Origin of the sequence: Streptomyces sp. A 4/2 (genome assembly GCF_940670765.1) — a bacterium.
In the GTDB taxonomy this organism is placed as follows: domain Bacteria; phylum Actinomycetota; class Actinomycetes; order Streptomycetales; family Streptomycetaceae; genus Streptomyces.
This window is the reverse complement of sequence record NZ_CALNVW010000020.1, coordinates 477621-498394: the sequence shown is the minus strand read 5'-3', so window position 1 is coordinate 498394 and position 20774 is coordinate 477621. Positions and strand designations below refer to the sequence as shown.

General features: G+C 70.4%; 15 protein-coding genes and 1 pseudogene. 10 read left to right on the top strand and 6 right to left on the bottom strand.

All coding sequences use genetic code 11. The features are described 5' to 3' along the window. The 7 genes from NBY69_RS16825 to NBY69_RS16795 form a co-directional block, all read left to right on the top strand. Positions 1-6517 (top strand): amino acid adenylation domain-containing protein (locus NBY69_RS16825; protein WP_374211282.1); only part of this gene is annotated, 6517 nt, incomplete at its 5' end. Between the two features lie 3 nt (positions 6518-6520). Beyond that, complete coding sequence (locus tag NBY69_RS16820) at positions 6521-6736, top strand: MbtH family protein (protein ID WP_123467710.1); 216 nt, start codon at positions 6521-6523, stop codon at positions 6734-6736. A gap of 10 nt (positions 6737-6746) precedes the next feature. After that, the gene (locus NBY69_RS16815) at positions 6747-7994 is read left to right on the top strand and encodes a cytochrome P450 (RefSeq protein WP_250301752.1); all 1248 of its coding nucleotides are present in this window, start codon (positions 6747-6749) and stop codon (positions 7992-7994) included. 30 nt (positions 7995-8024) lie between these two features. Next, positions 8025-8783: an SRPBCC domain-containing protein gene (locus NBY69_RS16810; protein WP_250301751.1), complete on the top strand. Its 759-nt coding sequence runs from the start codon at positions 8025-8027 to the stop codon at positions 8781-8783. Beyond that, positions 8783-8983: a hypothetical protein gene (locus NBY69_RS16805; protein WP_250301750.1), complete on the top strand. Its 201-nt coding sequence runs from the start codon at positions 8783-8785 to the stop codon at positions 8981-8983. The genes NBY69_RS16810 and NBY69_RS16805 overlap by 1 nt, the downstream gene beginning before the upstream one ends. A 618-nt stretch (positions 8984-9601) precedes the next feature. Further along, complete coding sequence (panD, locus tag NBY69_RS16800) at positions 9602-10072, top strand: aspartate 1-decarboxylase (RefSeq protein WP_250301749.1); 471 nt, start codon at positions 9602-9604, stop codon at positions 10070-10072. A gap of 10 nt (positions 10073-10082) precedes the next feature. Then, a complete protein-coding gene (locus NBY69_RS16795) occupies positions 10083-10700 on the top strand; it encodes an aspartate/glutamate racemase family protein (protein WP_250301748.1) in 618 nt (205 codons plus the stop codon). A 338-nt stretch (positions 10701-11038) separates the two neighbouring features. On the opposite strand, the pseudogene NBY69_RS16790 reads toward NBY69_RS16795, so the two are convergent. Beyond that, positions 11039-11253 (bottom strand): annotated as a pseudogene (locus NBY69_RS16790) (NADP-dependent phosphogluconate dehydrogenase); the annotation flags it as partial. 505 nt (positions 11254-11758) lie between these two features. Here NBY69_RS16790 and NBY69_RS16785 point away from each other — a divergent pair. Next, the gene (locus NBY69_RS16785; RefSeq protein WP_250301747.1) at positions 11759-12043 is read left to right on the top strand and encodes a hypothetical protein; all 285 of its coding nucleotides are present in this window, start codon (positions 11759-11761) and stop codon (positions 12041-12043) included. A 271-nt stretch (positions 12044-12314) separates the two neighbouring features. On the opposite strand, the gene gndA is transcribed toward NBY69_RS16785, so the two are convergent. Continuing rightward, entirely contained in the window at positions 12315-13772 is a 1458-nt protein-coding gene (gndA, locus tag NBY69_RS16780; protein ID WP_250301746.1) for an NADP-dependent phosphogluconate dehydrogenase, read from the bottom strand. 333 nt (positions 13773-14105) lie between these two features. Here gndA and NBY69_RS16775 point away from each other — a divergent pair, with 333 nt between their 5' ends. Continuing rightward, complete coding sequence (locus tag NBY69_RS16775) at positions 14106-14552, top strand: nitroreductase family deazaflavin-dependent oxidoreductase (protein ID WP_250301745.1); 447 nt, start codon at positions 14106-14108, stop codon at positions 14550-14552. 136 nt (positions 14553-14688) lie between these two features. On the opposite strand, the gene NBY69_RS16770 is transcribed toward NBY69_RS16775, so the two are convergent. The 4 genes from NBY69_RS16770 to NBY69_RS16755 are packed head-to-tail and all read right to left on the bottom strand — an operon-like array spanning position 14689 to position 19298. Beyond that, complete coding sequence (locus NBY69_RS16770) at positions 14689-16044, bottom strand: GH1 family beta-glucosidase (RefSeq protein ID WP_250301744.1); 1356 nt, start codon at positions 16042-16044, stop codon at positions 14689-14691. Between the two features lie 47 nt (positions 16045-16091). Next, a complete protein-coding gene (locus tag NBY69_RS16765; protein ID WP_250301743.1) occupies positions 16092-16961 on the bottom strand; it encodes a carbohydrate ABC transporter permease in 870 nt (289 codons plus the stop codon). Next, positions 16954-17961, bottom strand: a complete 1008-nt coding sequence (locus tag NBY69_RS16760; RefSeq protein WP_250301742.1) for a carbohydrate ABC transporter permease — start codon at positions 17959-17961, stop codon at positions 16954-16956. Before NBY69_RS16760 ends, NBY69_RS16765 begins: the two co-directional genes overlap by 8 nt. Positions 17962-17972: 11 nt before the next feature. Continuing rightward, positions 17973-19298, bottom strand: a complete 1326-nt coding sequence (locus NBY69_RS16755) for a sugar ABC transporter substrate-binding protein (protein WP_250301741.1) — start codon at positions 19296-19298, stop codon at positions 17973-17975. Between the two features lie 141 nt (positions 19299-19439). Here NBY69_RS16755 and NBY69_RS16750 point away from each other — a divergent pair, with 141 nt between their 5' ends. Then, entirely contained in the window at positions 19440-20768 is a 1329-nt protein-coding gene (locus NBY69_RS16750; protein ID WP_250301740.1) for an ROK family transcriptional regulator, read from the top strand. The last annotated feature ends 6 nt before the right edge of the window (positions 20769-20774 follow it).

The following is a 20774-nucleotide window of genomic DNA, read 5'->3' as shown; positions in this document are numbered from 1 at the left end:
CCCGGCCATGGTGGTCGGGGGTGACTGGCCGGACACGGACCCGGGGGTCGCGCTCGACGTCCGGCATCCGGCGTACGTGATCTACACCTCGGGCTCGACCGGCCGCCCCAAGGGTGTCGTGGTCGGCCACGGCGGTGTGGCGAGCCTGGTCGCCGGACAGATCGAGCGCTTCGCGATCGAACCCGGCAGCCGGGTGCTCCAGTTCGCCTCGCCCAGCTTCGACGCCTCGGTGTCGGAGATCTTCACCGCCCTGCTGGGCGGCGCCACCCTGGTGCTCCCCGTCGCCGCCGATCCGCTTGCCGCGCTGACCGACCCGGGCCTCGGCGTCACCCACGTGACGGTGCCTCCGTCCGTCCTCGCCGCAGTGCCGGACGGCACGGTGACCGTGTCGACGCTGGTGGTGGCGGGTGAGGCGTGCTCGCCGGAGCTGGTGCAGCGCTGGGCGCCGGGGCGTCGGATGATCAACGCGTACGGCCCGACCGAGACCACGGTGTGCGCGACCATGAGCGACCCGCTGTCCCCGGGGTCCGGTGTGCCGCCGATCGGTCGGCCGATCGCCAACGCCCGGGTGTACGTGTTGGACGACCGACTGCAGCCGGTGCCACCGGGCGTGACGGGGGAGCTGTACGTCGCGGGCGCGGGCCTGGCGCGCGGTTACCTCGACCGGCCTGGCCTGACGGCGGGGAGATTCGTCGCCTGCCCGTTCGGACCCGGTGAGCGCATGTACCGCACCGGCGACCTGGTGCGGCGTCGGCCCGACGGCGAGCTGGAGTACATCGGCCGCGCCGACGACCAGGTGAAGGTCCGCGGCTTCCGCGTCGAACCCGGCGAGGTCGAGGCCGCCCTGGCCGAACACCCCGCCGTCGCCCAGGCCGCCGTCGCGGCCCAGGACGACCGGCTCGTCGGCTACGTCGTCCCGCACCAGGACGCGGCCCGGGACAGCGGGCTGGAGGCGGACCACGTGGGCGAGTGGCAGGACATCTACGACGACCTGCCCATCGCCCCCGACGAAGCGGCCTTCGGCCACAACTTCGTGGGTTGGAACAGTAGTTACGATGCCGACCGGATTCCCGTCGAGCAGATGCGGGAGTGGCGGGACGCCACCGTGGCCCGCATCCTGGCCCTGCGCCCGCGCCGGGTGCTGGAGGTCGGCGTCGGCACCGGTCTGCTGCTCTCACAGATCGCACCCCACTGCGAGACCTACTGGGCGACCGACTTCTCCGCCACCGCGATCGACGCCCTGACCGCCCAGGTCGCGAGGGAGGAGCGGCTGACCGGGCGTCTGGTGCTGCAGACCCGTCCGGCGCACGACACCGACGGGCTGCCGGCCGGGGAGTTCGACACCATCGTGATCAACTCGGTGGTGCAGTACTTCCCGTCCGCCGACTACCTCGCGGACGTGATCGGGAAACTGATGCGGCTGCTCGCCCCCGGCGGCGCGCTCTTCGTCGGCGACGTCCGCAACCTGCGACTGCTGCGCCCGCTGGCCACCGCTGTCGAGCTGCACCGGGCCGACGACAGCGCCGACCGCGCGGCCGTGCGCCGTGCGGTGGAGCAGGCTCTCAGGGTGGAGAAGGAACTCCTGGTCGACCCGGACTTCTTCACCGTCCTGCACGAGCACGGCACGAACATCGGCGCGATGGCCGTTGAGGTCAAGCGCGGCCGTCACCACAACGAACTGACCCGCTACCGCTACGACGTGACGCTGCACAAGCCCCCGGTCGCCCGGCAGACCCCGAGCCGGTCCGTCGAGCTGGCATGGGGGCAGCAGATCACCGGTCTGGCCGGGCTGCGCGAGCTGCTCGACCAGCCACCCGCCGAGGTGCTGCGGATCACCGGGGTGCCGAATCGCCGTGTGGTGGCGGAAGCCGCCCTGGCCCGGGCGGTACAGGACGAGGACGGGCCGCTCGCGGAACTGCAGGAGCGGTTGCACGCCCCGGCGGAGAGCGACCTCCCCGACCCGGAGGACTTCCACGCCCTCGGGCGGGAGTTCGGCCGCGTGGTGGCCGTCACCTGGTCGGACACCGCGGCTGACGCCGTGGACGTCGTCCTCGCCGATCCACAGGCGCTCCACGGCTCGCGGGTCGAGCCGTACCGGCCGGCCGGGGCCACCGGCAGGGCACTTTCCTCGCTGACCAACCGCCCGACCGGCAGCCGTGGCACCGGCGCCCTTCTCGGCGAACTCCGCGTCTGGTTGCAAGGGCGGCTGCCCGACTACCTGGTTCCGTCGGCGTTCGTCTCGCTGGACACGCTGCCGCTGACGGCCAGCGGCAAGCTCGACCGGCGCGCACTGCCCGCCCCCGATCTCGGCCCGGCCGCTGCCGGACGGGCACCGCGTACCCCACAGGAGCAGCTCCTCGCGGAGCTGTTCGCCGAGGTGCTCGGGCTGGCACAGGTCGGGGTCGACGACAGCTTCTTCGACCTCGGCGGACACTCGCTGCTGGCGACCCGCCTGGCCTCCAGGGTCCGGGTGACGCTCGGCGCAGAGCTGGAGGTCCGGACCCTGTTCGAGACCCCGACCGTGGCCGGACTGGCAGCCCACCTGGACGGTTCCGGAGCAGCGCGGCCCGCGCTGACCGCCCGGCCCCGACCGGAGCGCGTGGAACTGTCCTTCGCCCAGCGGCGTCTGTGGTTCCTGCACCGGATGGACGGGCCGAGCGCCACCTACAACATGCCGCTCGCGCTGAGCCTGACCGGCGGCCTCGACCGGCCGGCCCTGCACGCCGCGCTCGCGGACGTGATCGCCCGGCACGAGAGCCTGCGGACGGTCTTCCGCGAGACCGACGGCGTCCCGTACCAGGTCGTGCTGAGCACCGCGCAGGCACACCCGGCGCTGCCGGTGGTCGAACTCGACGAGAGCCGGCTGGCCGAGCGGCTGGCGGAAGCGGCCCGGCGCGGCTTCGACCTGGCCGCGGAGCCGCCGATCCGGGCCGAGCTGTACGCTCTCGCCCCCGACCGGCACGTGCTGCTGGTCGTGGTGCACCACATCGCCGCCGACGGCTGGTCGATGGGGCCGCTCTCCGGCGGCCTCGCGACGGCCTACGCGGCGCGCTGCCGGGGCGAGGAGCCGCAGTGGTCCCCGTTGCCGGTGCAGTACGCCGACTACACCGGCTGGCAACGCGACCTGCTCGGCGACGCCGCCGATCCCGACAGCCTGTTCGCCCGGCAACTGGCCTACTGGAAGGACGAGCTGACGGGAATCCCGCAGCAGGTGCAGCTGCCCGCCGACCGGCCCCGGCCGCCGGTGGCCTCCCAGCGGGGCGACCGGGTCGTGGTCCGGCTGGACCCCGAGCTGCACCAGGCGCTGCGCGACCTGGCCACCGCGCGTGGCACCAGCATGTTCATGGTGCTCCAGGCCGGTCTCGCGGCTCTCCTCACCCGGCTCGGTGCCGGTACGGACATCCCGATCGGCAGCCCGATCGCCGGCCGTACCGACCAGGCGCTGGACGAGCTCGTCGGTTTCTTCGTCAACACCCTGGTGTTGCGCACCGACACCAGCGGCGACCCCGGCTTCACCGAACTGCTCGGCCGGGTGCGGCAGAAGGCGCTCACCGCGTACGACCACCAGGACGTGCCGTTCGAGTACCTGGTCGAGGTGGCCAACCCGGTGCGGTCGCTGGCCCACCACCCGCTGTTCCAGATCATGCTGGCCCTGCAGAACGCGCCGCTCGGCGAGTTCGCGTTGCCGGGGCTGGAGACGGGCCACCTGGAGGCGCCGACCGGGACCTCACGGGTCGACCTGACGTTCAGTCTGGCCGAGCAGTTCCGCCCGGACGGCGGCGCCGACGGCCTGGTCGGCGCGGTGGAGTACGCCACCGACCTGTTCGACGGGTCCACGGTGGAGCTGCTGTTCGAGCGCTGGGCCCGCCTGCTGCGCGCGGCGGTAGCCGACCCGGACCGGCCGATCAGCCGGATCGACCTCATGTCCGACGCCGAACGCCACCGGCTGCTGCACGGGTTCAACGACACGGCCGTGGAGCTGCCGTCGGCCTCGGTGCCGGAGCTGTTCGCCCGCCAGGTGCGGGTCGCCCCGGACGCGGTCGCGGTCGTGGCGGGCGGCACCGAGCTGACCTACGCGGAGCTCGACCTGCGGGCCGACCGCCTGGCGAGGGCGCTGATCCGCCAGGGCGTACGGCCGGAGACCCCGGTCGCGGTCCTGATGGACCGCTCGGCGGAGCTGGTCGTGGCGATCCTGGCGATCATCAAGGCGGGCGGCGCCTACGTACCGCTGGACTCCCGCTTCCCCTCCTCCCGGATCGACCTGATCCTGCGGGAGAGCGGAGCCGCCCTGGTGCTCACCCCGGAGGTGTTCGCCGCACTCATGCAGTCCGCGGCCGCCGACCCGTCCGACGTCGGCGTCCCCTGTGAACCGGGGCAGGTGGCGTACATCATGTACACCTCCGGCTCGACCGGACGACCGAAGGGCGTGGCCGTCACCCACCGGGACGTGGTGGGCCTGGCGCTGACCCCCGAATGGCGCGGCGGCGGACATGAGCGGGTGCTGATGCACTCCCCGACGGCCTTCGACCTCTCGACCTACGAGTTGTGGGTTCCGCTGCTCAACGGTGGCCGTGTCGTGGTCGCACCGCCCGAGCAGCTCGACCTCGACCTGCTTCAGCACACGATCGCCACGCACGGGGTGACCGGTCTGTGGCTGACAGCCGGACTGTTCCGGCTGGTCGCCGAGGAGCGTCCGGGCCTGCTCACCGGGGTGCGCGAGGTGTGGACCGGCGGCGACGTGGTCTCCCCGGCCGCTGCCGCCCGGGTGCTCACGGCCTGCCCGGGTATCGAGGTGGTCAACGGGTACGGGCCTACCGAGGCCACCACCCTGGCCACCTGTCACCCGGTGCGCAGCCTCCCCGAGAACGCCGCGACCGTGCCGATCGGCGGGCCGATGGCGAACATGCGTGCCTACGTGCTCGACGACCGGCTGCGGCCGATGCCGACCGGCATGGTCGGTGAGCTGTACCTCGCGGGGACGGGTGTGGCCCGAGGCTACTTCGGCCGGCCCGGCCTGACAGCGGAGCGCTTCACCGCCGACCCGTACGGGCCGGCCGGGAGCCGTATGTACCGCACCGGCGACCTTGCCTGGTGGCTCCCCGACGGCACGCTGGAGTTCGCCGGACGCGTCGACCACCAGGTCAAGCTGCGCGGTCTGCGGATCGAGCCCGGAGAGGTCGAGGCCGTCCTGGCGGGCTGCCCGGGTGTCGCCCAGGCCGCCGTGGTCGCCCGTGAGGACCGGCCGGGAGACAAGCGGCTGGTCGCCTACCTGGTGCCCGCACCCGAGGGCGCACCCGAGATGACCGAGCTGTCCGGCCGACTGCGCCGCGAACTGCCCGACTACATGGTGCCGGCGGCGTTCGTCACCGTGGACGCGCTGCCGCTGACCGCCAACGGCAAGCTGGACCGAGTCGCCCTGCCCGCCCCCGACTACGGGGCGTCGGATGCCGGGCGCGGCCCCCGGACGCCGCAGGAGCAACTGCTGTGCGGCCTGTTCGCCGAGGTCCTGGGCCGGGAGCAGGTGAGCATCGACGACGGCTTCTTCGATCTGGGCGGGCACTCGCTGCTGGCCGCCCGGCTGGCCTCCCGGGTCCGCGAGACCCTCGGCCTGGAGCTGGGACTGCGCCTGCTGTTCGAGGCGCCGACCGTCGCCGGACTCACCGAACACCTGGCCATGAACGATCCGGACGACGCGTTGGATGTGCTGCTGCCACTGCGTTCGACCGGGATGGACACACCGCTGTTCTGCGTCCACCCCGGCGGCGGCATCAGCTGGTCGTACAGCGGGCTGCTGAACCACCTCGGCCCGCAGCACCCGGTCTATGCGATCCAGGCACGCGGCCTCGGCCGGCCCGAGCCGCTGCCGACGTCCTACGAAGAGATGGCGGCCGACTACGCCGACCACGTCCAGAAGATCCAGCCGGAGGGCCCGTACCTGCTGCTCGGCTGGTCCGCGGGTGGCCTGATCGCCCACGCACTGGCCTGCGAACTGCAGGCCCGCGGCGAGCGGACCGCACTGCTGGCGATCCTCGACGCCTACCCGGTGAAGGACGTGCGGTTCGAGGAGGAGCCGGTGCCCACCGTGCGGGACGTGCTCGTCGGGGTGCTCGACGTCGACCCGGACGAGCTGGACGACCAGGAGATCACCTACGCCGAGGTCGCCGAGGTGCTGAACCGGCGGGGCAGCGCGCTGGCCGGCCTGAACGAGCGGCAGGTCGAGGTGATCGTCCAAATCATGATCAACAACGCGAAGCTGGCGGTCGACTTCGTCCCCGGCAGGTACGACGGGGATCTACTGCTGTTCAACTCCACGATCGACCGGGGCCATGACGACGCCGGTCCAGAGGTCTGGCGCCCGTACATCACGGGCCGGATCGAATCCCACGAGATCACCACCCGGCACGACCAGATGACCCAGGCGGGATCGCTGGCCCAGATCGGGCCGATCCTGGCCGCCAGGATCGCCGAGGCCACCGGTGACTCCGGTGGTACCACCCTTTCCCTTCAGGAGGACTGACCCATGACCAACCCCTTCGACGACCAGGACGGCACCTTCCTCGTCCTCGTCAACGACGAGAACCAGCACTCGCTCTGGCCGCAGTTCGCGGACGTCCCGGCCGGCTGGACCGTCGTCCACGGCCCCGACTCCCACGCCGCCTGCCTGGAACACGTCGAGCAGTCCTGGACCGACATGCGGCCCAAGAGCCTCGCCGACGCCATGAACGCCCAGCGGTAGCACGGCCGACGTGACCTCCACCGACACACTGGGCGGGGCCCGCGAAACCGCGGGCCCCGCCCGGCCCGACGACCTCGCCGCAGCCCTGCTCACCCCCGGGGCCCGGCGGGACCCGTACCCGTTCTACGCCCGCATGCGGCGCGAGGACCCGGTCCACCGCAGTCCCCAGGGCATCTGGTACCTCACCCGGTACGCCGACGTCGAGGCGGCGCTGAGCGACCTGCGGCTGTCCAACGACCGGGACAGGATGACCCGCGCCTACAGCGCGCTCGGCGGCGACCTCAAAGCCCTCAGCCGGCTCACCGACCGACTCGGCCGGGTGATGACCAACACCGACCCACCGGACCACGCCCGGCTGCGCAAACTGGCCAACAGGGCCTTCACCGCCCGGCGGGTCGAGGCCCTGCGCGACGGCGTCCAGCGGATCGTCGACCGCCTCATCGACGAGGCGGTCGCGGCCGGGCCGGCCATGGACCTGATCGAGGCGGTCGCCTCCCCGCTGCCGATGTCCGTGGTCTGCGAACTCTTCGGCATTCCGGAAGAGGACCGCCCGCAGGTCAAGAGCTGGTTCCGCCGCTTCGGCCGGCTCAGCGAGGACATCGACAAGTCCGAGGCGGCGATCGACCAGTACGAGGAGTACCTGTCCGGGCTCATCCGGCAGCGCCGGCGCGAACCGGGTGACGACCTGATCAGCGCCCTGGTCGCCACCCAGACACAGGACGACCGGCTCACCGACTCCGAACTGCTGTCCACCTGCTTCGTCCTGATCACCGCCGGCGACGAGACCACCACCCACCTGATCGGCAACGGCGTGCTGGCCCTGCTGCGCCACCCGGACCAACTGGCCCGGCTGCGCACGGATCCGGGCCTGATCCGCGGCGCCGTCGAGGAACTGGCCCGCTACGACACGGTGACCCAGGCGATTGTCCGGGTCGTCGCGGAGGACCTGGAGATCGGCGGACGGACGCTGCGGGAGGGCGAGCTGGTGTACCTGTTCCTCGGCGCGACCAACCGCGATCCCGAGCGCTTCGAGGACCCTGACCGGCTCGTCCTGTCCCGCCCCGGCAACCGGCACCTGAGCTTCGGTCACGGTCCGCACTTCTGCCTCGGAGGCCCGCTGGCCAAGCTCCAGGCGGAGGTGGCCGTCGGCACGCTGGTGCGCAGGCTCCCCGAGCTGCGGCTGGCCGACGGGGCGGCGCTGGACTGGCGGGACAACCCGCTGCAGCGGCGGCTGACCGCCCTCCCGCTTGCCTACTGATACCTGAACGACGACGAAGGAGAACCGACCATGGCCCGAGAGTTCGAGGTCTGCCGGGAGCAGGACCTGCCCGTCCCACCCGCCCAGGTCTGGGACGCGGTCGCCACCGGCCCCGGCAACCTCGGCTGGCTCTATCCGATGGAGATCGAGCCGCGTGTCGGCGGAAAGGTCACCCGGGGAGACGCCACCGTCGTGGCGTGGGAGCCGCCGCACCACTTCGCCGTCCGGGCGACTCAGGAGGGCGGGTTCTCCAACACGCTCAGCTACCGCATCGAGTCGGCCGACGGCGTCACGAGCCACCTGCGGATGGGAATCCACTGGGTGCACACAGGCATCGTCGACGGCGCCTGGAACTGGGACGCCAAGACGGACGTGGCCGAGAAGTACGTCGACTTCCACCAGCACGCCCTCGCCGAGTACCTCCGGCACTTCGCCGGCCGCCCCGCCACGTACGTCAGGTCCCAGCACCCCGAATCCACCGCCGATCCGGCCGACTTCGCCGCCCTGCGCCGACGCCTCGGTCTCGCCGACGACGCGGCCGTCGGCGACCGGTTCACGCTCCTCGCCCCCGGCCCGGACCGTGACCCCGTGGAGGTGGTCGTCGACTGGCTCAGCACCGACTTCGTCGGTCTGCGAGGCCCGGACGCCCTGTACCGGTTCTTCAACGGCAGCACCTGGAACGTGCCGATCTGGCTCGGCCACCACCTGTTCGCCGGGCACGCCGACGAGCAGCAGGCCACCAAGGAGTGGACCGCCTGGCTCAACGAAACCCAAGCTCAGGAGCTCTGATGGAAACCTCCACGCAGACACTGCTCTTTGCCGCCGAACTCGTCGAGGAGAACGGCACCTACGCCCTCGTCGTCCAGGACGTGAGGAGGGGTACCGTCCAGTCCACCCCCGTCCCCAAAGCCATGGTCGACAAGCTCCCGACCTTCCTCTCGGCGCTCACCGCCAGGCTCCACCCGGTGCCGCAGCGCCGCCGCTGGTAGTCCGGGCCGGCATCGAAGCTGGAGAATTTCGAGGCGCTGCGCCGTGATCTGCTCCCGCTGCTGTGGCCTGCTACCGCTCACCACGCACCCACAGAAGGCAGAACGTGTTCTGTTGTGCGTATGTGGCGGCGATGAGGTGCTACATCGGCTGACGCGATCACGGGGCGGCCTCCGGAGGAAGCACGGTGCAGCGACGCAAAGTCTGCCGGGCGACGCGGATCGCGCCGACGGGCAAGAAGCCCGCCAAGGGCCGTCCCGCAATTCCCGGCAGGCGCGCGACGAAAGCTGTGGCGCCCCGCCGCGTTGTCGGAACGTCCGCACACTCCCCAGCGGCTGCGCCCGGGGTGCCCCCTGCGTACGCGAACCAGTGCACGTGTGGGGGTCGATTCGCGCAAGATGATTCCTTGTTGTCCTGATCAAACAGTGAAATTCGCGCACCGCGGGTCCGGCTTGTATGACGGTCATTTGCTGCGGTGTTCCCCCGCCGCCCGACGTCTGTTCTCGCCTGTGCGGCCTCTGGCGTAGGCATCCCTCGGGCGGAACGGATCCTGTAAGATGGAAAAATGGCACTTGACCTGCAAAAACGCAGGCAGGGAGCCTAGTCCCGGGAGTACCTCGATGCTGCGCACCATGTTCAAGTCCAAGATTCACCGTGCCACCGTGACGCAGGCCGACCTGCACTACGTCGGTTCGGTCACCGTCGATGCCGAACTGATGGAAGCCGCCGATCTGCTGCCGGGCGAGCTGGTCCACATCGTCGACATCGACAACGGCGCCCGCCTGGAGACGTACGTCATCGAGGGGGAGCGCGGCTCGGGCGTCATCGGCATCAACGGCGCCGCCGCCCACCTCGTCCACCCCGGTGACCTGGTCATCCTCATCAGCTATGCCCAGGTCGAGGACGCCGAGGCGCGTGCGCTCCGGCCCAGCGTCGTGCATGTCGATGCCGACAACCGGATCGTCGCCCTCGGCACCGACGCGGCAGCGCCCGTCCCGGGTACGGATCAGGAGCGCAGTCCGCTGGCGGCCGGCCCGTCGGCCCCGGTGACGGGCGCTGCGACCGTCCCCGGCGGCCTCGCGGAGGCCTAGCATCGCGGTCATGCTCGCCCTGCTGCACACCTCACCCGTCCATGTCCCGGTCTTCGACGCGCTGCGGGACCGGGACCTCCCCGGTCTGCGGTTGCGTCACTCGGTGCACGAGGAGCTGCTGGCCGGGGCCCGTGCCGCAGGGCCCGCCGCGGTCGCCGACGACGTGCGGCGGGTACTCGCCCGTGCCGTTGCCGACGGCGCGACAGCCGTCCTGTGCACCTGCTCGACCCTCGGGGGCGTCGCCGAGGCGGCCTCGGCGGCGCTCGGGGTTCCCGTGTTGCGGGTGGACCGGCCGATGGCCGCCGCGGCAGTGGCCACCGGCCCGCGGATCACCGTGGTCGCCGCCCTGGAGAGCACCCTGGAGCCGACGGTCGCCCTGCTGCGCGAGGAGGGGCCGGACGTCCGGATCCGGTCCGTGCTGGCGGAAGGTGCCTGGACTCTGTTCGAGGAGGGGGACCGCACCGGGTATCTGGACGCCGTGGCCCGCGCGGTCGACGGGGTCACGGACGCCGATGTGATCGTGCTGGCGCAGGCATCGATGGCCGACGCGGCCGGGCGTACGCACACGTCGGTGCCGGTCCTCTCCAGCCCGCGCCCCGGGCTTCTCGCGGCGGCCCGACTGGTGTGACCCGGCGGGCGTGGGCAGGCGCTGCGGGAGACATTGGTCGGGACAGCCACCCCCGTACCGGAGGAGTCCACGTGACGCACCCGAACCCCGACCCCGTGCCCCCGATTCCGGATCCGGGCACGCCGGACCCCTTGCCACCGCTTCCCACCCCCACGCCCACCCCGAAGCCCGGACCGGGTGGCCCCGGCCCGGTGCCGGGCCCGCTGCCCGATCCCGTTCCGCAGCCGCCCGGCCCCGAACCCGTACCCGATCCGCAGCCCGGTCCCGCCTTCCGCCACTGACGCGCACGCGCGGACGGCGCGGACAGAGGCCGACGCGGCGAGCCGGTGCACGGCGTCTCAGCCGGTACTCACCTCGGAGCGGTCGCCGCCCCAGAGCGTGTGGAACGAACCCTCGTGGTCGGCCCCGGAGGCGGGAGCCGCGGAGAAGCCCCGGGTCGGGACACCTGGCGCGCGGCGGTGGCGACCACCGCGCGCCAGTCGTCCAGTGCTCCACGGATCTCCGCGGCGAATCTGCCGTCGGAGAGCGGACTTGCCAGGTCCGGCCGGGCGTTGCCGCTGCTCTCCGCAGCCGGGGTGGTCCGGGGGGATGGTTGTTCGGGAGGAATTTGGCAACCGCGCCGGTCGGTACCAGAGTGTGTGGACGCCCCGACCCGCCGTACGCCCAACATCCTCGCCCTGGTGGATTCGCCTTCAAGCGCCCACCACTGCGACGAAATCCGTACATCCAAAAGCTATTGACAGCGGAATCCGTAACTTTGCAGAATTGGCTGCCAGTTGACGCGGTGAGCAGCACTTCGACCCTCTCACCAGCCGGATCAGCTGGACGGTGACCGAACCGGCAGCCCCCGGTTTCCGGGCTTGCACGTCCACTGCCGACTACCTGTCTTCAGCGCCCACGAGCTCGCGGGGACTGCTCCGTACGGCCGGTTCCACCTGCGAGGCGGTGTACGGCGACTACGCGTGCGCTTCCTTCAGCGTTCACGCGCCGGGCATCGTCCGTGTCGCCACGGCCTCACGGCAGCCGACGGCCTTCTGGTCCTCGAACCCTCCGCCGACGTGGACGGCCTGACGGCCGCTCTCGGCGAGGCGGCGGCCCGGGAAGCCATCCCGGTCACCACGCTCACCTGCCACCCCGGCGCCCCCGCTCTCCCTCCGGTCCTGGCCCAAATTCCCCTGACCGTAAGGCTCCAGCTCCTCGGTGAACGTTTCGCGGGTCTGCGCCACCAGGACCCCGACGTCGCGATCGTCGGGGCCTGGGCCGATTCCGACCTGTGGGCCAGGGGCCTGCCGAAGGCGACGGAAGGCGACGGAAGGCGACGGAAGGCGCGGAAGCGGGGGTGACGGCTGGGAACTCCTCCCCTTCCTCCCCTTCCTCCTCCGAGTCCGAAGCCGTGGTCGCACGGTGAAGTTCCTCGGCCGGCGTGGCGCCCTGGTCCTGGCCGCGCTGTGTTGGGGCGGGTCGGCGACTGCCCCGGAGCCGGAGCCGGAACCCACTCCTGTTCGCGGCGAACCGGCGAACCGGTGAACCGGCCCGTGCCGCGATGAGCTCCTGCCGGTGCCAGGACGCAGGCTCCAAGCCGAGAACAGGGCCGACGACGGCTGCGAGTGCCGGTCAGCTTCTGACTTCGGTCCTGTCGCCGCCCCAGAGGGTATGGAAGGTGCCGTCACGGTCGGTGCGGTGGTAGGTGTGTGCGCCGAAGTAGTCGCGCTGGCCCTGGGTGAGGGCGGCCGGGAGGCGTTCGGCGCGCAGGGAGTCGTAGTAGGCGAGGGTGGCAGCGAAGGCCGGGGTGGGGACGCCGCGGGTGACGGCGGTGGCGATCACGGTGCGCCAGTCGTTCTGTGCGGCGGCGATCTCCTCGGCGAAGCTCTTGTCGGAGAGGAGGCTCGGCAGCTGAGGCTGGGCTTCGTAGGCGCTGGTGATTCTGTCGAGGAACGCGGCCCGGATGATGCATCCGCCGCGCCAGATCGAGGCGACCGCACCGAGGTCGATGTTCCAGTCGTACCGCTCGCTGCCGGCCGCGATCTCGTGGAAGCCCTGGGTATAGGCGACGATCTTCGAGGCGTACAGTGCCTGCTCGACCTGGTCGGCGAATGCCGCCGCCTCGTCCTCGCCGAGTTTGCGGGCGGCCGGTCCGGCGAGGTGGCGTGAGGCATTTCGTAGGGCGGCGTGGCCGGAGACGGAGCGGGCGAAGACGGCCTCGGCGATGCCGGAGACAGGAACCCCCAGGTCGAGGGCGATCTGCACGGTCCAGCGACCAGTGCCTTTCTGCTCCGCCTGGTCGAGTACGACATCCACGAAGGGCTTACCGGTCGCCGCATCGACATGCGAGAGCACTTCCGCGGTGATCTCGATGAGGTAGGAGTCCAGGCGCCCGGTGTTCCAGGAGCGGAAGATGTCCGCGATCTGCGCCGGGGAGTATCCGGCCACGTCGCGGAGCAGCTGGTACGCCTCGCCGATGAGTTGCATGTCGGCGTACTCGATGCCGTTATGCGTCATTTTCACGAAGTGCCCGGAGCCGTCAGGGCCGATATGCGTGACGCACGGGGCGCCGTCCTTGGCTTTCGCAGAGATCTTTTCCAGCATCGGCCCGAGCGTGTCGTAAGACTCTTTGCTGCCGCCCGGCATGATGCTCGGCCCGTGCAGCGCGCCCTCCTCGCCGCCGGAGATCCCGGTGCCGACGAAGTGGATGCCCCGCTCGCGGAGTTCCTTCTCGCGGCGCCGGGTGTCCTCGAAGTGCGCGTTCCCGCCGTCGATGACGACATCGCCCTCTTCGAGGAGCGGCACGAACTCCTGGATCACGGCATCCGTGGGCTCACCCGCCTTCACCATGATCACCAGGCGGCGCGGGCGCTCCAGGGCGGCGACGAACTCCTCCGGGCTGTCGGCCGGTACGAACACACCCTCCTCGCCGAACTCCTCCACCAGGGCGTGCGTCCTGGCCGTGGTGCGGTTGTGCAGTGCGACGGTGAAGCCGTTGCGCGCGAAGTTACGGGCGAGATTGCGGCCCATGACCGCGAGTCCCGTGACGCCGATCTGGGCGGTCGCCTGGTTTTCGGTTGTGCGGGGCATTGCGGAATCCCACTCCTGTCGCCTGCATCGAAGACGTGCGCGAGGTGTGCTGTGCCACGGAGCCGCGAGGCTCTCCAGGGAGGCCGGGCGCCGGGTGGTCATCGTCGCACGGAGGGCGGTCCGGGCCCGGGTGTACGGACGGAGGGCCGGAGGCGTGTCACGGCGGCGCCGCGCTCTGACGCGCCGGTACGTGTGTCGGCATTTGCGCGGCACGGGTCGTCGGGGGGAAGGTCGTGGCGGTCGTGGGTGTTGTCCGTACCGGCGACCGCTGTGCAGCGACCGCGGTGGCACGACCGCCGTGCCACCTGACTTCGATGATGGGACAGGAACGCCATGCCTCTTGACGGAGAGTACGAGCCGAGCCCGGCGCAGTGGGTCCGGGACCAGGTCGAGCTGTACGAGAGCTCGGGCGGCAAGGAGGGGACCACGATGCGCGACATGCCGGTCGTGGTCCTCACCACCCTGGGCACGAAGAGCGGCAAGATCCGCAAGACGCCGCTGATGCGGGTGGAGCACGACGGCGCCTACGCGGTGGTCGCCTCGCAGGGTGGTGCGCCCAAGCACCCGGTCTGGTACCACAACGTCGTCGCCGATCCGCGGGTGGAGCTCCAGGACGGCCCTGTCCGCCAGGACATGACAGCCCGTGAGGTCACGGGTGCCGAGAAGGCCGTGTGGTGGGAGCGTGCGGTCGCGGCCTTCCCCGACTACGCCGACTACCAGCGCAAGACGGACCGCGAGATCCCGGTCTTCGTCCTGGAGCCGGCGGCTCGCACCCACTGAGACGTCACGTCCGGTACGACCGTGTGGTGCGCATGGTGCTCCCGGTCGTCCGGAAGCGTCTCGGCGCCGCCTGGCCAACCGGCTGTCCCCGGCCCGGAGTTCCCGGGCCGGGGACAGCTCGTTCACCCTCGGCCGCTCACGCCGCCCGGCGGCCACGGCCGCGGGCCGAGCGCACGATGTCCGCGTACCGGCGACCGCTGCTCTTGACGGTGCGGCGCTGCGTCGCGTAGTCCACGTGCACCAGGCCGAACCGCTTGTCGTAGCCGTACGCCCACTCGAAGTTGTCCAGCAGCGACCAGGCGAAGTACCCGGCCAGCGGAGCCCCCTTGCGGGCGGCGCGGGCGCAGGCGGCCAGGTGCTCGTCGAGGTACCTGACGCGCTCCGGATCGTCGACCGAGCCGTCGGCGCGGACCACGTCCGGATAGGCGGAGCCGTTCTCGGTGACGTAGATCTTCCGCGCGCCGTACTCGTCGGCCACCCGCACCAGGATGTTCTCCAGGCTGTCGGCGTCGACCTCCCAGTCCATCGCGGTGTGACGGGAGCCGGGCAGATAGACCTGCTTGGCCCTGGGCAGCGGGCCGGTCGGGTCGTCGGTGACGACGTTGCGGAAGTAGTAGTTCACCCCCAGCCAGTCGAGCGGGGCTGCGATCGTGTCGAGGTCGCCGGTCCTGACGGGCAGGTCGACGCCGTACAGGTCGACCATGTCCTGCGGGTAGCCGCGGCCGTGGATCGGGTCCAGCCACCAGCGGTTGGTGTGGCCGTCGGCGCGGACCGCCGCCGCCCGGTCCTCCTCGCGCTCGGTGGCGGCCTCGCACGGGCTGAGATTGTTGACGATGCCGACGCGCGCACCGGGCACGGCGGCCCGGATCGCCTGCGTCGCCAGGCCGTGGCCGAGATGCAGGTGGTACGAGGTGCGGACGGCGGCGGTGATGTCCGTGAGGCCGGGCGCCATGGTCCCTTCGAGGTGGCCGATCCACGAGGAGCACAGCGGCTCGTTGAGCGTCGCCCAGTCCTTCACCCGGTCGCCGAGCCGCTGGGCGACCACGGCGGCGTACTCGGCGAAGTGCTCGGCGGTCTCCCGGGCCGGCCAGCCGCCGCGGTCCTGCAGGCTCTGCGGCAGATCCCAGTGGTACAGGGTCGGGAAGGGGGTGATGCCTGCTTCGAGGAGACCGTCCACCAGCCGGTCGTAGAAGGCGAGCCCCTTCTCGTTGACCGGTCCGTCACCACCGGGTACCACGCGTGGCCAGGCGACGGAGAAGCGGTACGCGTCCACGCCGAGCTGCTTCATCAGCCCGATGTCCTCGCGCCACCGGTGGTAGTGGTCGCAGGCCACATCGCCGTTGTCGTTGTTGTCGATCTTCCCGGGGAGGTGCGAGAACGTGTCCCAGATGGAGGGCGAACGGCCGTCCTCGGCCACGGCACCCTCGATCTGGTAAGCGGCCGTGGCCACCCCCCAGGTGAAGTCGGCGGGAAGGGAGTTGTACGCGTTCACGGACTGCCTCTCTGCTGTGCTGTGGGGTGGAGCGGCGGAGCGTGGTCTCACTTGACGGCGCCCGCGGTGAGACCCGCGACGAGATACCGCTGGAGGAACAGGAACCCGGCGACGACCGGCACGCTGACGACGAGTGAGGCGGCCATGATCTGGTTCCAGTACACGTCGTTCTGCGTCGAGTAGCCCTGGAGGCCCACGGCGAGCGTCCGCGTGGTGTCGTTCGTCATGACCGAGGCGAAGAGCACCTCGCCCCAGGCGGTCATGAACGCGTAGAGGGCGACCGCCACGATGCCGGGGATCGCGGCGGGGACGACGACCCTGAAGAGCGCCCCGAGCGGACCGCAGCCGTCCACCATCGCCGCTTCGTCCAGGTCCTTCGGGATGGAGTCGAAGTACCCGATCAGCATCCAGATCGAGAACGGCAGCGAGAAGGTCAGATAGGTGAGGATCAGACCACCGCGGGAACCGTAGAGCTGGATCCCCGTCGAGTTCCCGATGTTCACGAAGATCAGGAACAGCGGGAGCAGGAACAGGATGCCGGGGAACATCTGGGTGGACAGCACGGTCACGGTGAAGAACCGCTTGCCGCGGAAGCGGTAGCGGCTCACCGCGTACGCCGAGAAGATCGCGACCACCACCGAGCAGATGCTCGCCGTGCCCGCCACGATCAGGGAGTTCATGAAGTACTTGGCGAGCGGGATGGTCGACCAGATGTCGATGTACGGGCGGAGGGTGAACCCGGACGGTATCCAGGAGAACTTGCCCGACACGTCGGACAGCGGCTTCAGCGAGCTGCTCAGCATCACATAGACGGGAACGAGCGTGAATCCCGAGATCAGGGTGAGCACGATGCGCCGGGTCCAGACGAAGGACCGCGGGGGCGCGGTGGGCGACCGATGAGCGGTGGTACTAGACATCGGAAGTCTTCCTCCCGCGCGAGGTGAAGAACAGGTACACGGCCGTCACCAGCAGCAGGAAGAGCAGCAGGAGAACGGACATCGCCGCACCACTGCCGAAGTTCCAGGTGACGAACGAGGACTGGTAGATGTGGATGGACATCAGGTCCGCCGCTTCCGGCGCCGACTTGCCGAACAGCACGTACGGCGTGTTGAAGTCGTTGAAGGTCCACAGGAAGAGAACGAGGACCAGCACCTGGTTGACGGAGCGCAGCGACGGCAGCGTGATCTTGCGGATCTGCTGCCACATTCCCGCGCCGTCGATCGACGCGGCCTCGTAGAGCTCACGCGGGATGTTCTGGAGCGCGGCCATCACCATGAGGAAGGCGAACGGCCAGGACTTCCAGATGGCGACGATGACCAGGGCGTAGAAGCTGTTGTCGCCGATCAGCCAGAACGACGGCTTGTCGGTGATGCCCAACTGGTCGTGCAGGACGTGGTTCACCAGGCCGTTGTCCCGCTGGAACATGAAGGCCCAGGTGATGATCGCGGCGTAGGCGGGCAGGGCGTAGGGGACCAGGAAGATGGTACGCAGCACGCCGCGGCCACGGAAGTTCTCCTGCATCAGCACCGCGGCGACCGTACCGATCAGCCAGGAGATGCTGACGGCCAGCGCGGTGAAGGCGAGGGTGACGTAGAAGGAGTGCAGCAGTGCTTCGCCGATCGGGGCGTTGAAGTCCACCGCGACCTTGAAGTTGTGCAGGCCGGTCCACGGGGCGTCGCTCCAGTTGCGGATGAAGAACTGCGTCAGTCCGCGGAAACTCATCACGATGCCGATGATCATCGGCACGATGTGGATGAGCAGTTCCAGTACGAGCGCGGGGAGAAGCAGCAGATACGGCAGGCCGCCCCGGCGGATCCGGTCGGGGATGCGCGGGAGACGTCCCCGCGCACCCCCTGACGTCAGAACATCGCCGCCGGCCGCCTGCGGGACCTGGGAAGGGGTCTCGGTGGCAGTCATCGGTCAGTGCCTCACTGCGTCATCTGCTGCTGGGCCTTGGTGAGCTTGGCCTTGACGGATTCCGTCGTGACGGCGCGGCCCGCGGCGGCGTCCGCCCACAACTCCTTGATGGCGGTGCCGACAGTGGTCTCGAACTGCGACTCCGAGGCGACCTGGGGCAGCGGCGCCGCGCTGTTGGACAGCGTGTCCTTGAGGACCTTCAGATCGGGGGCGGAGAAGGCGGGATCCTGCTGGGCGGCCTTCACCGGGGGGATCGCGCCGTACGACTTGTTGAGGATCTTCTGCTCGTCGTCGCTGGTCATGAACTTCACGAACTTCAGAGCACCCTTGGTGTTCCTGGTGTTCTTGAAGACGGCCATGTTGATGCCGGCGACCATGGAGTTGATGTCCTTGCCCTGGCCAGGAGTGCCGGACTCGACCGGGACGGGCGCGGCACCCCAGTCCTCCGGCTTCATGCCCTGGGAGGCGAAGGTGGTCGCCGCCGCCTGCCAGAGGACCATCGCGGTCTTGCCCTTGGAGAAGTCGCTGAGCGACTGGTTCTGGGCGTACTCGGCGTTGCCGGGGGCGATGATCTTGTCCTTGGCCATGAAGTCGACGTACTGCTTCACGGCGGCCACCGCACCGGGCGAGGTGAAGGTCGGCTTGCCCGACCCGTCGAAGAAGTCGGCGCCGTGCTGCTTGCCGAGCACGAACGCATGGTGGATGTTCTCGGAGAGGTTGCCGCCCTCCGCGCCGAGGCCCCACTTGCCGCTGGTGCCGTTCTTGGAGATCTTCTGCCCGTCGGCGACCAACTCGTCCCAGGTGGCGGGGGGCTTGGCGATGCCCGCGTCGGCGAACATCTTCTTGTTGTAGTAGAGCGCGTACGAGAGCGAGTACAGCGGAACCGCCGAGGGATCCTTGCCCGCCGCACCCGCGGAGCCCACTGCCGCGTCGACGAACCGGTCACGGCCGCCGATCGCGTCGAAATTGGCCTTGTCCCAGGGCAGCAGCGCCCCGGTGGCCTGGAGCGAGGCGGACCAGGTGTTGCCGATGTTGAGCACATCGGGGCCCTGGCCGGAGGAGGTGGCGGCAAGGATCCGGTTGAGCAGGTCCGCCCAGGGGACCACTTCGAGCTTGACCTTGATGCCCGTCTGCTTCTCGAACTTCTTCAGCTCGGGCGTGAGGATCTTCTTGTCGGCCGCGATGTTCGGCCCCTGGTTGGACGCCCAGTAGGTGAGCGTCTTGGGGGAGTCATTGCTGCCTCCGCCGCTGGTGTCGCTCCCACCGCCGCACGCCGTGGCTCCGGCGAGGGTGGAGACGGCGATGACGACTGCTGCTGCGGCTCGGATTCTGCGCATGTTCAGTGGCCCCTTCCCGGGGAGGGCTGCGTTCAGTGTTCGAACGGCCTTCAGGCTTAATTCAGATCGTGAGTTAAGTAGTGAGAGAAGGTCGCGTCAAGAGCTTGCGCAGGGGTATGTTGCCTCCCGGGAAGGAGACACATGGCTGCACAGAGCAAGCGAACCGTGCGTGACCTGCGGCGGGTCAACCGCGCAGAGGTATTGCAACGTTTGTATTTCGACGGCCCGCTCAGCCGTCAGGAGCTCGGCGCTGCCACCGGCCTGAGTTCGGGTTCCATCAGTAATGTCGTCGCCGAACTGGCCGCGGACGGACTGCTCGAAGAGGCCGGGGTGGTCGACTCCGAAGGGGGACGCCCCCGCACGCTGCTGCGCGTCGCCCCCGCCAGCGGCCATCTCATCGGCATCGACGTGGGCGAGACCCGGGTGCGGGTCGAGCTCTTCGACCTGTCACTCGGTGAACTGGCACGCTCCGAAAGGCCGTTGGTCCAGCACGGCTATGACGTCGACCGGATCGTGGGCCACATCCGGGCCGCTGTCACGGATGTCCTGCGGGACGCGGACGTGACCGCGGACCGGCTCGTCGGCGTCGGTGTCGGCGTCCCGGGCATCATCGACCGGAGCTCGGCCGACGGGGTCGTCGTGCACGGCCAGACCGTCGGCTGGGACGCCGTACCGCTGGAGAAGCTGCTCCGTGAGTCGGCCGAACTCCCCTCCCACGTACCGTTCTTCATCGACAACGGAGCCAAGACCCTGGGCCAGGCCGAGATGTGGTTCGGGGGCGGACGCGGCGCGAGCGACGCCGTCGTCGTGCTCTTCGGCTCCGGGGTCAGTGCCTGCGTCGTGGTCGACGGCGCGCACTACGGGGGCGCGGGCAGCCGGGCCGTCGAATGGGGCCACACCACCGTGCGCGTGGGAGGACGGCACTGCCGCTGCGGTTCCCCCGGCTGCCTGGAGGCGTACGTCGGAGCCCAGGCCATCCGCGAGCGCTGGCTGGAGAGCGGCGGCTCCCCGGCATCGTCGGCCGACGAGGAGACGGCGCTCGCCGCCCTGCTGGCCGCCGCCCTGCCCGCGCCGGACGGACCGCCGGCCGATCCTGCGGCTGCCCGGCTCCTGGACGAGACCGCGGAGTACCTGGGCGCGGGCATCGCCGATCTGGTCAATCTCTTCCGGCCCGAACGTATCCTCGTCGGCGGCTGGGCCGGGCTGCTGCTCGGACCGGCTCTGCTGCCCGCCGTACGGCGCTACGCGAAGAAGTACGCGATGAGACATCCGGCCGAGCACGTCAGCATCGACCTCGGCACACTCGGCCCCGACGCGGTGACCCTCGGCGCCGCCACCCTGCCGCTCGCCGACTTCTTCGCCCGCGGCGGGCGCCGCCGCCAGGACTCCGCGGACGCGACAGCCGATCCCGCGGACCTGCTGGACCAGGGGAACTGGCGCCCCGTCGTGGTCGAACGGAGATCGGTGTGAGCCCGG